The organism is uncultured Aquimarina sp. (assembly GCF_947495315.1).
Lineage (GTDB): Bacteria > Bacteroidota > Bacteroidia > Flavobacteriales > Flavobacteriaceae > Aquimarina.
The window spans coordinates 175,382-189,128 of the sequence record NZ_CANLYD010000013.1; the positions used below are offsets into that span (position 1 = coordinate 175,382).

8 protein-coding genes are annotated in these 13,747 nt (G+C 30.9%); 3 read left to right on the forward strand and 5 right to left on the reverse strand.

Going from position 1 to position 13,747, the window contains the following annotated elements; all coding sequences use genetic code 11:
- Nucleotide 1: 1 nt before the first annotated feature.
- From Q0910_RS20685 to Q0910_RS20705, 5 genes are all read right to left on the reverse strand, one after another.
- On the reverse strand, nt 2–2,230 hold the full coding sequence (locus Q0910_RS20685) for an ATP-binding protein (protein ID WP_299220805.1): 2,229 nt from the start codon (nt 2,228–2,230) through the stop codon (nt 2–4).
- 30 nt (nt 2,231–2,260) lie between these two features.
- The gene (locus tag Q0910_RS20690) at nt 2,261–4,480 is read right to left on the reverse strand and encodes a tetratricopeptide repeat-containing sensor histidine kinase (RefSeq protein WP_299220808.1); all 2,220 of its coding nucleotides are present in this window, start codon (nt 4,478–4,480) and stop codon (nt 2,261–2,263) included.
- A 33-nt stretch (nt 4,481–4,513) separates the two neighbouring features.
- Nucleotides 4,514–6,724 carry a tetratricopeptide repeat-containing sensor histidine kinase gene (locus Q0910_RS20695; RefSeq protein WP_299220811.1) on the reverse strand — a complete coding sequence of 737 codons (2,211 nt, stop codon included), beginning with the start codon at nt 6,722–6,724 and terminating at the stop codon, nt 4,514–4,516.
- A gap of 35 nt (nt 6,725–6,759) precedes the next feature.
- Complete coding sequence (locus Q0910_RS20700) at nt 6,760–7,194, reverse strand: Rrf2 family transcriptional regulator (protein WP_299220813.1); 435 nt, start codon at nt 7,192–7,194, stop codon at nt 6,760–6,762.
- 217 nt (nt 7,195–7,411) lie between these two features.
- Nucleotides 7,412–7,921, reverse strand: coding sequence for a DinB family protein (locus Q0910_RS20705; protein ID WP_299220816.1), 510 nt, complete (start codon nt 7,919–7,921; stop codon nt 7,412–7,414).
- Between the two features lie 288 nt (nt 7,922–8,209).
- On the opposite strand from Q0910_RS20705, the gene Q0910_RS20710 reads away from it, so the two are divergent.
- The 3 genes from Q0910_RS20710 to dnaE all read left to right on the forward strand — a co-directional run bounded on the left by Q0910_RS20710 (nt 8,210) and on the right by dnaE (nt 13,651).
- Entirely contained in the window at nt 8,210–9,028 is an 819-nt protein-coding gene (locus tag Q0910_RS20710; RefSeq protein ID WP_299220819.1) for a hypothetical protein, read from the forward strand.
- 163 nt (nt 9,029–9,191) lie between these two features.
- Nucleotides 9,192–10,403: a DNA polymerase IV gene (locus tag Q0910_RS20715; protein WP_299220822.1), complete on the forward strand. Its 1,212-nt coding sequence runs from the start codon at nt 9,192–9,194 to the stop codon at nt 10,401–10,403.
- Between the two features lie 290 nt (nt 10,404–10,693).
- A complete protein-coding gene (gene dnaE / locus Q0910_RS20720) occupies nt 10,694–13,651 on the forward strand; it encodes a DNA polymerase III subunit alpha (RefSeq protein ID WP_299220825.1) in 2,958 nt (985 codons plus the stop codon).
- Nucleotides 13,652–13,747: the final 96 nt, after the last annotated feature.

Here is a 13,747-nt window from a genome sequence, read left to right on the forward strand (position 1 = left end):
TTTACGCTGATAAAGGTTTAGAAATTGCCCCTTCTTCTTTTGTCAACGATATGGTTATGGGCATACCTAAGTCAAAACGCGTGCCAATTCTTTTTTCTGAAGAAACCTGGATAGTTCCTTTATGCATTTTTATGAATCGATATACGAGGTTAAGTCCCAGTCCTGTTCCTTTTTCACCTTGCGTACCAATGGTTGATTTTTTTTCTTCTAGAGTAAAAAGATTCTCAAGCAGATCCTGAGACATTCCGACTCCGGTATCTATTACTGAACATAAAAACATATCATTTTTACTTGTAAATTTTATCCTAATATTCCCTTCTTCTGTATATTTTAGAGCATTACCTATCAAGTTTCTAAAAATAACATGAAAAGCTCCTTTATCAAATTTAATATTAAAATCATTTTGGTATTCTAATTCTATTTTTGTTTTCTTATGAGCAGCTTGCTGATTATACCCAGATATTATTTCGGTTAATTGTTCTTTTACTGATATATTCTGAAGATTCATTTTATATCCATTCATTTGCTCTAAAGACCAATTTAATAAATTATCTAACATATTAGAAAGGCTTTCAGAATTTTGCTCTAATGCCAGAGAAAGTTCTATTGTTTTTTCATGATTTCCTTTATCTATATGATGCTTTAAGATCTTACCAGATCGTTGAAATGGAATGATCATCCCTCTTAAATCGTGAGCAATAATAGAAAAAAGACGATTTTTAACCTGATTTGTGGAAGCTAGTTCCTTTTGTTGTTTCCTTAACTTCCTATAGGCCCAAACACCAATCCCTAATAAAACCAACAGAAAACCTGCAAGTAACAAATATAATTTTTGACGAATTTTGGCTTGTTGCGCAATCTGTTCTTGCGTTTCTTTTTCTTGATTAATAGAAACAATTTCTAACTCTTTCTTTTTGGTATCATACTTCTTTTCTAGATCAGCTACCTGAGTTTTTACTTTAGTATCAGATATCGAATCCTTGATTTTAAAATATTTTTTTAAGTATTTCATGGCAGAATCCGGTTTTCCTGCTTTTTCATAATACTCGCTATACCTTTTAAAATACTCTTGTGTATACCTTAGACTTCCTATTCTTTCTGTTACTTCTTTGTATGGAATAAAATATTTTTCCGCTTTTTTATATTCTCCTTGGTAGAGATAAGATTCTATGATTCCTCTTATTGAAGGATATAGGGTAAGATCATTATTTCCCAATTTTGCTTGGTCATAAGCTTTTAAAAAATAGTTTTCCGCTTGATCATACTCTTTATAACTTTTCAAATAAAGCCATCCTTTTTCTATATAAGCCTGTGCCAATTGGGATTTATTATCAAGTTGTATGGCTAACACCTGAGCAGAATCTATAAACTTAAGAGAATTTTTAACATCCTTTAGTTTCCTTTGCGCACGTGCTATATGAGAATAACTCAATAATCGTGTATAGTCGTTACTTTCTTTCCTAGCTCTTGCTACTGCCTTTTTCAAATATTTAATTCCTATTTGTGGTTGATCCCAACGAATATAGGCTACTCCCAATACAAAGTATGTCGCAGCTAATTGACTTGGATTTTTTTGTTTCTCTTTTAGTTCTAGAGCTAATAATAAATTTTCTGAAGATTCTTTATGCCTAGAAAGCCTAAGTAAATAAACTCCTTTATTATGATAATTACTAGGAAGACCTACCGTGTCATTAATTCTTTTAGAAAATATTACGGTAGAATCGATATATTTTAGTGCTTTCTCATGTTCTGCTTTGTTACTTGCAATAGTAGCATAGGTATGATAATATGTGTTCCACCCACTATTGTCAGGGTAATTTGCAAATAATCTTCTTGCTTTTATAAGCAGGTTTTCGGCTTCATCATTTTTTTTTATTTCCGACAACCTCTTAGCTTTTTTTGAATACGCATTGGCCAATAATTCTTCTGATTCTACTTTATCATTTTTTACACTTTTAGCTAGGTTAATAGCTTTATCATAATAATAAAGAGCAGAGTCCTTTTTTTGCTCAAGGCCATATATATAGCCAATTTCTATAAAAATATTTACCCTACAACCCCAATCAGCTTCATTAAATGCTTCTTTTAAGAATATAATTTTATGATCCCAATTTAGGATAGTATTCAATTCCTTATCTATAGCCTCACAATATTCGCTATTATCTTGTGCTCGGCCATGCATAAGAACTAAAAAAATAGAAAGTAGCAATAATAGTTTTTGTAACCTCATAAATTGTCCTTTAATAATAAATCTTCTTTATTACGCTGATAAAGGTTCAGCTGTTTTCTCTTCCTCTTTTGTCAATGATATTTTTACAGGAATGTTTAAATCAAAACGAGTTCCAATTCTCTTTTCTGAAGAAACCTGGATAGTTCCTTTATGCATTTTTATGAATCGATATACGAGGTTAAGTCCCAGTCCTGTTCCTTTTTCACCTTGCGTACCAATGGTTGATTTTTTTTCTTCCAGAGTAAAAAGATTCTCAAGTTGATCTTGAGACATTCCGACTCCGGTATCTATTACTGAACATAAAAACATATCATTTTTACTTGTAAATTTTACCCTAATATTCCCTTCTTCTGTATATTTTAAAGCATTACCTATCAAGTTTCTAAAAATAACATGAAAAGCTCCTTTATCAAATTTAATATTAAAATCATTTTGGTATTCTAATTCTATTTTTGTTTTCTTATGAGCAGCTTGCTGATTATACCCAGATATTATTTCGGTTAATTGTTCTTTTACTGATATATTCTGAAGATTCATTTTATATCCATTCATTTGCTCTAAAGACCAATTTAATAAATTATCTAACATATTAGAAAGGCTTTCAGAATTTTGCTCTAATGCCTTAGAAAGTTCTATTGTTTTTTCATGATTTCCTTTATCTATATGATGCTTTAAGATCTTACCAGATCGTTGAAATGGAATGATCATCCCTCTTAAATCGTGAGCAATAATAGAAAAAAGACGATTTTTAACCTGATTTGTAGAAGCTAGTTCCTTTTGTTGTTTCCTTAACTTTCTAAAAGCCCAAGCTCCAACTCCTAATAAAAATAATAAAAAACCCGCTACCAATAGATATAAATTCTGTTGAGCTTTAGCTTGTTTGGTTATCTGTTGTTGCTCCTGTTTTTCTCTGTTAAGACCTACTATAGCAAGTTCCTTCTTTTTAGTATCATATTTTTTTTCTAAATCTGCTACTTTGGTTTTTACTTCCTGACTAGATATCGAGTCTTTAATTTGGTGGTATTTTTTTAAGTGTTCCAGTGCTAAAGTGGGTTGCCCAATTTTCTCATAATATTCACTATAGTTTTCATGAAAGGCTGCTGTATTTGTTAATACATTTACTTTTTTCATTAGTACTTCTTGAAGTTTTAAATATTTGGCAGCTTTGTTATACTCTTTATTATCAATATACAATCCTATTAAACCACCTAAAATAGGATTCATATACACTTCTGTATTTGATGATTTAGCAATTTTATATGCTTCAAGATAATATTCCTCAGCCTTATCGTATTGTTTAAGGTTTACATAATAAATCCCTGCTTTATCCGTCAATGCCTGTATGATCTGAGGATCATAGTTCAGTCTCTTTGCTAATACCAATGAAGAATCTGTAGCTCTGAGCGCATTATCATTTTGATTTAATTTACGATAACTCTCTGATAACGTTGAGTAATTTAATGAAGCAATAAACTCACTTCCTGATTTTTCTGATGCTTCAATTCCTTTTTTGGCATATTTAATTGCTGTTTCATTTTGGTCTAAACTTCCGTAACAAACCGATAAAACATAATATGTCCCGGCTAATGAATTAATTTTATTCTGTTTTCTATTTAACTCGATAGAACGAAGTAAATCTTTTGTAGCTTCTTCGAAATTAGACAAGTTATAATTATAAAAGCCTCTATTGTGATAAGAAGTTCCAATCCCTAGTGTGTCTTTAATTCTTATTGAAAAATTTATTGTAGAATCAGTATATTTTATAGAGCTATTGTAATCCGATTTTTTCTCAGCTGCTACAGCATAATAATTATAATACATTATCCAAGCCTTATGATCAGGGTTTCTGTTTAATATAACTTTAGCTTTTTTTAAGAAAACCGAAGCTTCTTCTTCTTTATTATTATCGATTAAATTATAGGCTTTTTGCACGTAAGTATGACCAAGATATTCATCTGCTTCTTCCCCTTGTGCTTCTCCTAATACAATTGCTTTATTATAGAAATAATCAGAAGAATCTATTTTTCGAAGATCGCTGAAAATTTGTCCTAAATGCATATAGATTTGTGTTCTACATAGATCGTCAACTTTAGATATCATTTGTTTACTGAGCTTAAGCCTAGAATCCAAATTTTTAATAGTATCCATTTGTCTATTCCACTTCTCACAATATTCTTCTTCAGTTTGAGAATGAATGGTCACTGTAACCAGAAAAACAAAAAGTAGTGATAATAATTTGCGTAGGGTCATAGTTGTTATTTTTACATTTGATTATCTCTTCTTTTATGCAGATAGAGATTTTCGTTCTGTTTTTTCATTAAATTGATACTTCATTATAGGAAAGTTCAGATCAAAGCGGGTACCTATTCTTTTTTCTGAAGAAACCTGAATCGCTCCTTTATGCATTTTTATGAATCGATATACCAGATTCAATCCCAATCCTGTTCCTTTTTCGCCCTGTGTACCAATAGTTGATTCTTTTTCTTCCAGAGTAAAAAGATTCTCAAGTTGATCCTGAGACATTCCTACTCCAGTATCTGTTATTGAACATAAAAACATATCATCTTCACTTGTAAATTCTATTCGAATATTGCCTTCTTCTGTATATTTTAAAGCATTACCTATCAGATTTCTAAAAATAACATGAAAAGCTCCTTTATCGAGGTTAATCCATAAATCTTCTTCATATTTTAAATCAATCTTAGTCTTTTTATAAGAAGCCAGCTGTTTATATCCTGAGATAATTTCACTTAGCTGTTCATTTATTGAGATTGTTTGCGGATTCATCTTATAACCATTCATTTGCTCTAATGACCAATTCAATAAATTATCCAACATATTAGAAAGGCTATCAGAGTTTTGTTCTAATGCTTTAGACAGTTCTATTGTTTTTTCATGATTACCTTTATCTATATGATACTTCAGTATTTTTCCTGATCGCTGGAACGGAATAATCATTCCTCTTAAATCATGAGCAATAATAGAAAAAAGACGATTTTTAACCTGGTTTATGGAAACTAATTCCTTTTGTTGTTTCCTTAGCTTTCTAAAAGCCCAGAAACCTACTCCTAATATCAATAATAAAAAACCCGCAGCAGCTAAATATAAATTTTGTTGTGCTTTTGCCTTTTGTGCTATTTCTTTTTGTTCATCTCTTTGTTTGTTAAGAGTAACAATCTTCAATTCTTTCTTTTTAGTATCATATTTTTTTTCAAGATTTGCCACTTGGGTTTGTACTTGTTGATTCGATATTGAATCCTTAATAACATGATATTTTTTTAAATACTCCAGCGCCAGTTTTGACTTCCCTATTTTCTCATAATAATCACTATAATATTTATACAGTTTAAAACTATGATGCTTAGTATCTATTCTTTCATTTACATCTTTCAATTTTGAAAGAAATTTTTCAACATTTTTATAATCTTTATAATGAAAATGTATAGTTAACATATCTTCAATACAATCATATAATGTAAGATTATCATTAGATTCTTCAGCATACTTGTACGCTTTGAAAAAATAGGATTGCGCTGTCTCATATTCTTTTAGATTTTCGAAATATACTCTCCCTTTTTCAGAAAAACCTTCTGCTAACTGAATTTTAGAATTAAATTTACGGGCAATATCTAACCCTGAATCAATTATCTTAAGAGCTTCTTGAGTTTTGTCTAACTTTCGTTTTGACATTCCTAATCTTAAATAGATTACCATCAATAAATCCTTATCATCATCTTTTTTTGCTTGTAAAATACCTTTTTGAAAGTATCTATTGGCAGTTTCATATTGTTCCCAACGTGTATAACACGCTCCTAAAACGTAATAGGAGGTTGAGATATAATCTAAATCATTCGTTTTTTCTTTTAACTCTATTGAATATAAAAGGTTTTTTGCGGCACTTTCATAATCCGATAATTTCAAATAATAATATCCTTTATTATGGTAAGAAATTGATAAATCAGAAGTATCATTTATGCGTCTTCCTAAGACAATATTAGAATCCACATACTTTATTGCAAGATTATAATCAGATTTCTTTAAAGCAACATCTCTCTTTGCAGTATAATATGCCCCCCATACATCACTTTTGGGATATTTACTGAGTAATTGACGAGACTGTTTCAACAAAACATTGGCTTTATCAAACTTACCTTGCTTTAAATATACATATGCTTTTTTAGAGTAACCCCTAGAAAGTTGCTCCTCAGAATTAATTTTTTTAGCCAATAATATTGCTTTGTCATAATAATATAGTGAAGAATCTAATTCTCTTTTTCTTCTATAAACTGTTCCTTGAGCCATATAGTTTTTCATCCTACAATACAAACTTATTTTAGGAGCTGTTCTTTTGTATATTTTCAAAAGAGTATCAAGGTTAGTTATTGTATCTATTTGTTTGTTTAATTCAATACAAGTATTCTCTTGACTATTAGCTTTATTAATGAAACAAGTAAAAAGAGCAATCAATATAAAGGTGGTTTTATGAGTTTTCATGAATATTGTTGGTTATTTAATTATTATACATGCTATTATCGATTCAAATATGTTACTCCTATCTCTATACCATTAGCCAATTCATACAAACTTGTTTCTGTAAGCATCTTTTTCAATTCTTTCCTTACAAGTACTATTTTGTGGTGTACTGGACATGGTTTGCGTGCATCACATTCTTTTAACCCCAATCCACAACCACTATAAATAGAATCACCATCAATTGCATATACAATTTCCTCAAGCATTATCTGATCTATTTTTGCCTCTTCAATCAGAAATCCTCCTTTAGCACCTTTTATAGAATCTAACACCTGATTTTTTACTAGTTTCTGAAGTATTTTAGCAGTAAAAGCTTCTGGAGAATTAATCTCATTAGCTATTGCCTTTAAATTAGTACACTTATTTTGTAATGATTGTTGCGCTACATAAATAGAAGCCTTTATCCCGTATTCACAAGCTTTAGAAAACATATCCTTCTAATTAAATATACTCAAATATATACATTAAATTCAAATCGGATAAATTTGTCCTAAATAGAAGATACATACTGCACATTAAGTTATATACAAGTAACAATATCCTATACAAAAAGCAGCGTTAACTGGATTACTATTCATAGTATGATAAATACTAGATCTAGGTAACCGCATTATTTATCAAAATAAATCAGATAGATGATGGTTTGTACTAAATACCTTCCCTTTTATTAACAGGAGTAGTAGGATTGTAACCAAATCCAGGGATTTTTAATTCAATCCCTAATTGATCAAGTACATATCCTATTGTTGCATAATGATGTATGGCGTGGCTATTGGCATGTGCAAGGATACTTTCTAAAGTATAATTCACAGTGACTTTTCCTTGTCCCATATTATCTGTGACATGAATTAAATAATCCGTATTTACGTCCACATAAGAAACTAAAGTTTCCTGAAGCATATAGATATGATCCTTTGCAGCTTTTATATTAGTAGATAAAATCTCATCTCTTTTACGTGCAGTAAGATCGATATCATTAGTATCTAATCCACTAATAATACAATCAAAAAAATCTAAAGTATGTCTAATATGAGATCCGATACTAGAATAATATGGACCAACAGAAGTATCACAGTAAGTTTCTGAATCTATTGCGTCTAATAAAGCAATAGCGTTATTAAGGTTGTGGTTAATTGAGGATATAATGAGTTCTTTCATAAATAATATGGACGTAATATACATAATAAACTTACATAACAACTTTGACAAAACGTTAAATTTATTCTTTACGTGTACAAGAATACAATACCATGTATTAAACCTCGTTATCAAGAAATCATTATGATGAATGACCCTATGAGACAGTAGGATATCTATCACTTTATTTATGGGTTAGCCATAAAAATTAAGATAAAATGCGTATTTCATCGATTAATGACGTTTATTTTTGGAGGTTACTCAGAAAATATTGTATACTTGTACTGTTCATTAAAAAGCCCCATAAAAATGAAAAGAATTTCACCAATCTTATTTTTACTTTGTCTTGTTTCTCAGGTTAATGCTCAGGATATTTATGAAGATGCTTTAACAGCTGCTAGCTATGCATATTCGCATTCTAAAAAAGCACACGGAGCAAACAATGTATTCCATACTCAGGAATATGCAGATAAAGCTATAGAAGCTTTTGAAAAAGTAGAAAACCTTTCAGACGATTGTGGTTGTGCAGAAGCCAACGAAACAGCATACGAAGCTAAAACAAATATGGTGAGCTCTTTAGAGCAAGATACTTATGAGCGTAGCAGATATTATGCTAAGCAAGCTAAAGATCTTGGACCTAAATTATTAGAACAATTAACAGACTGCCAAGCTAATAGTGGTAGTAATGATTCTTATATTGGAGATGTTGCAAGTGCAGAAGAAGAAGCAATAGCAATTGCATCAGAAGAAGTAGCACAAAAGCAGAGAGAATTAGAGGAGCAGAAACGTCAATTAGAAATAGAGCAGCAAAAATTACAACAGCAAATTGCAGAACAGCAAAACGCTCAAGCAGAATTTGAAGCACAGCGTGCTGCTGAATTAAAGGAACAAACGGTAGTAAAAGTAAAAGCTGAGCAAGCCTTACAGAAATTAGAAAGTGCTCTTCAGGAATTAAGTATAGCTTTTGATGATGAATCAATATTTGAATCTCAAAAGGATTACTTAAGAAGTGAAAATGATCTGAAAAATGAAACATTAAACGACACAAAAAGTTTCTATGTAGACAGAGCTAAAGAGCTTACTAAAAGTGCTATGAAGCAATTTGCAGGATATAATACAGAAAATTAATACAATTGAATTTTATTTTGTAGCCCCAAAATAAAATTTTTCAGAAACGGTATCTTATCTAAGGTACCGTTTTTTTTTATCCATTGTGAATAAAATTTAAGGTTTTACAATTACTTGTGTGGAATTATTCCATAAATTTGGAATTATTCCAAATAAATAAAAATTGAGAACTATACTACATCTTGATCTGGATGCATTTTATGTATCAGTAGAACGTCTTATAGATAGTACATTACAGAATAAGCCTCTACTAGTAGGAGGCACTAGTGATCGCGGTGTTGTAGCAGCTTGCAGTTACGAAACCAGAACATTTGGTGTACATTCAGGAATGTCTATGAGAATAGCTAAAGAATTATGTCCAGAAGCTACTATCATAAAAGGGAATGCCGGAACATATAGTAAATACTCTGATCTGGTGACAGACATTATTAAAGAAAAAGTTCCTGTCTTCGAAAAATCTAGCATTGATGAGTTTTATGCTGACCTGTCAGGAATGGATAAATTTTTTGGTGCATATAAATATGCATCAGAACTCAGGCAAAAAATCATTTTAGAAACCGGTTTGCCGATTTCTCTGGGTTTTGCTCAAAACAAAGTAGTATCTAAAGTAGCTACAAACGAAGCTAAACCAAATAATCAATTGAAGATTGATTTTGGCACAGAAAAACCTTTTCTAGCGCCATTATCAATTAAAAAAATACCTATGGTTGGTGATAAAACTTTTCAAACACTACGCAGCTTAGGTGTACGACAGATAAAAACCATACAAGAAATGCCTGTTGATGTTATGAAAGGAGTTCTAGGTGTAAATGGATTAACCATTTGGAAAAGAGCAAATGGAATAGATAACACACCTGTGATTGGTTTTTCTGAACGTAAATCTATCTCCACAGAAAGAACATTTGATAGAGATACTATAGATATATATAAACTACGTAATATTCTTGTTGCAATGACGGAGAACCTATCATATCAATTGCGTAGAGGAAATAAACTATCTGCCTGCATTACTGTTAAAATTAGATATTCTGATTTTAATACATATTCCAAACAACTTAAGATTCCCTATACCAGTGCTGATCATATTTTAATTCCTAAAATTCTGGGGTTATTCGAAAAACTATATCAAAAAAGATTGTTAGTTCGATTAATAGGTATCAGATTCAGTCATTTGGTAAGCGGTAATTATCAGATTAATCTCTTTGAAGACAATGAAAAACAACTCAATCTCTATAAAGCTTTAGATCATATCCGAGATAGATATGGAGATCGAAGTGTAATTAGAGCCGTAGCAATGGGATCCAAAACTATTGGTAGAATGCAAAACCCTTTTAATGGTCAACCTCCTATTGTACTAGCCCATCGTAAACAATAATAAAAACAAGAATTATGGCATCCTGGCGGGCTATACACTATATCTTTTTTATACACCCTTCGACTACGGTCAGGATACATAAAAAAGGATGCCGTTTCTATCCCTGATGCGGAAGGGTAATCAGTAATCAGTAATCAGTAATCAGTAATCAGTAATCAGTAATCAGTAATCAGTAATCAGTAAAAGATAAAAATTCAAACAACCATCAACAATAAACCATCAACAATAAACCATCAACAATAAACCATCAACAATAAACCATCAACAATAAACCATCAACAATCTAACAGATGTATCTAAATTGCCATTCATATTACAGTTTAAGATTTGGAACTTTTTCCGAAATAGATTTATTAGAACTAGCTAAAGAAAATCAAATTAATTGTCTTGCACTGACTGATATTAATAGTACAACTGCCTGTCTTAATTTTATCCGAAAAGCAAAAGATTATCAGATAAAACCTATCGTAGGTATTGATTTTAGAAACAATCATCAACAACTATATGTAGGTGTAGCCAAAAACAATGAAGGATATAAAGAGTTAAATGCTTTTTTATCTCATCACTCTCACCATAAGCTTAATTTTCCTATAAAGGCTCCACAACTAAAAAATACAATTATTATATACCCTTTAAACCAAATTATAGAAATAAAAAAAACTGAGTTTTTACCCAATGAATTTATTGGTGTCTCTATAAAAGAAATTTCAAAACTTAGAATTTCACCTTACAGAAAATTAAAAAACAAATTGGTTATACTCCAGCCTGTAAGTTTTAGAACTAAAAAAGATTTTAATGCACATCGCTTACTACGTGCTATTGATAAGAATATATTACTTAGTAGATTACCAGAGAGTCAGCAAGCTTGCTTTTCAGAAAAAATGATCTCAAATAATGACATTAGAAATAAGTTTCAAGAATTTGATTTCATTATTAAAAACACTGAAAATATTATCAACGAATGCTCTATCAATTTCGACTTTTCCAAAAACAAACCTTCCTTAAATAAAAGAACCTATACAGGTAGTATTGAAGAGGATAACAAATTGCTGAAGAAACTGTGTAAAGAAGGCCTTCCCTATCGCTATAAAAACCCAGATAAAAAAGTATACGATAGATTAGAAAAAGAGCTTGCTTTAATTATCAAAATGAATTTCGTATCCTATTTTTTGATTAATTGGAGAATCATTTCTTACGCTCAGGAGAAAGGATATTACTATGTAGGACGTGGTAGTGGAGCTAACAGTATTGTAGCATATTTATTAAAAATCACAGATGTAGATCCGGTAGAATTAGACTTGTATTTTGAACGATTTATAAATTCACATCGTACCAGTCCGCCAGATTTTGATATCGATTTCTCCTGGAGAGATCGACAAGATATTACACGTTTTATCTTTGATGAATTTGATAATGTAGCGCTGTTAGGAACCTATGTCACCTTTCATTATAAAGGAGCTATTAGAGAGTTAGGTAAGGTATTCGGGTTACCAAAATTTGAAATTGATAAATTAAGTGAAGGTAGTTATGATCATAATTCTTTAGATCATATTCATAAACTAGTGGTTATTTACAGTCAACTCATAAAAGGAATGCCCAATTATATTAGTATTCACTCCAGCGGAATATTGATTAGTGAAGAGCCACTTCACTCCTATATTGCTACTGATATACCACCCAAAGGTTTTGCTACTGCACAATTTGATATGATTATTGCAGAAGATCTGGGTTTATATAAGTTTGATATTTTAGGGCAACGTGGTTTAGCAAAAATCAAAGAAGCAATTAACATTATCCAGTATAATCAACCAGAAAAAGCCAATTTCGATATCCATGATATAGAGAAATTCAAAAAAGATCCTAAGATCAACGCGCTTATCAGAGAAGCTAAATGTCTAGCCTGTTTTTATGTAGAGTCTCCTGCTATGCGTATGCTACTTAGCAAACTTAAAACCGATAACTATTTAGGATTAGTTGCTGCAAGTTCCATTATAAGACCTGGAGTTGCTAAAAGTGGAATGATGCGTGAATATATCTTAAGAGAACATGATCCGGAAAGACGAAAAAAATCACACCCGATCATGCTCGAGTTAATGAATGAAACTTATGGTATTATGGTGTATCAGGAAGATGTCATAAAGGTAGCCCATGTTTTCGCTAAACTTACCCTTGACGAAGCAGATGTACTACGTAGAGGAATGAGTGGTAAATTTAGATCTCGTAAAGAATTTAAAGATGTACAAAAAAAGTTCATCCAAAATTGTCAAGCTGAAGGATATGATTCAGCATTAATTTTTGAAATATGGAATCAAGTGGCAAGTTTTGCCGGATACGCTTTCCCAAAAGGGCATTCTGCATCTTATGCTGTAGAGAGTTATCAAAGCCTATTTCTCAAAGCATATTTCCCTTTAGAATATTTAGTAGCCACATTAAATAATGGTGGAGGGTTTTACCGACCTGAAGTCTATTTACACGAAACTAAATTACTTGGAGCAAAAATTATAACTCCATGTATAAACACCAGTAAACACGAACATATTTTACATAAAAAAACTATATATCTTGGCTTTAGTATATTGCGAAATTTAGATCATAAGTCATCAGAGTTTATACTATTAGAACGGCAGCAACATGGAATTTATACTTCACTAAATAATTTTATTGATAGAGTACCCATAGGTATTGAACAAATAAGTATACTTATCAAAATTGACGCTTTTGCTTTTACCGGAAAAAACAAGCACGAATTGTTATGGGAAGCACATTTTAAAATAAATGGTACTCCGCTAAACTATAACCAACCTCTTTTATTTAAAGAAAAACGTACTGAATATAAATTACCGAAGTTTAAAACATCTAGATTAGAGGATGCCTTTGAGCAAATCGAATCTTTTGGTTTTCCGCTTTGTGGATACTATGAAATAATGACTTCTAAACCTCTAAATCAAAATAGAGCTAACCAATTAAAAGAATACTTAAATAAGAAAATTGATATTTATGGATATTTAATAGCTATGAAAAATACTAAGACCTCAAAAGGTAAACGTATGGGTTTCGGAACTTTTCTGGATCAATTTGGTGATGTATTTGACACAGTATTGTTTCCTCCTGTACAAGAAAAGTATAAGCTTAGACATAAAGGTATTTATCGTATGTATGGTAAAGTAGTAAACGAATTTGGATATCTAAGTATTGAAGTAATAAAAATCATTAAACAAGATTATATTCAGGATCCTAGATATGCGTAAACACATAGATAACTATGTAAAAAACCAATATTTAATTTTATGGTATAAAAAAACCCTTCATTTAGTAATGAAGGGTTTTCAAGGAAGGCGGCGACC

Excerpts from the sequence above, each read along its gene's own strand:
- Q0910_RS20710 (WP_299220819.1), top strand. The coding sequence starts at position 8,210 with ATGAAAAGAATTTCACCAATCTTATTTTTACTTTGTCTTGTTTCTCAG.
- Q0910_RS20690 (WP_299220808.1), bottom strand. The coding sequence starts at position 4,480 with ATGACCCTACGCAAATTATTATCACTACTTTTTGTTTTTCTGGTTACA.
- Q0910_RS20700 (WP_299220813.1), bottom strand. The coding sequence starts at position 7,194 with ATGTTTTCTAAAGCTTGTGAATACGGGATAAAGGCTTCTATTTATGTA.
- Q0910_RS20705 (WP_299220816.1), bottom strand. The coding sequence starts at position 7,921 with ATGAAAGAACTCATTATATCCTCAATTAACCACAACCTTAATAACGCT.
- Q0910_RS20695 (WP_299220811.1), bottom strand. The coding sequence starts at position 6,724 with ATGAAAACTCATAAAACCACCTTTATATTGATTGCTCTTTTTACTTGT.
- dnaE (WP_299220825.1), top strand. The coding sequence starts at position 10,694 with ATGTATCTAAATTGCCATTCATATTACAGTTTAAGATTTGGAACTTTT.
- Q0910_RS20685 (WP_299220805.1), bottom strand. The coding sequence starts at position 2,230 with ATGAGGTTACAAAAACTATTATTGCTACTTTCTATTTTTTTAGTTCTT.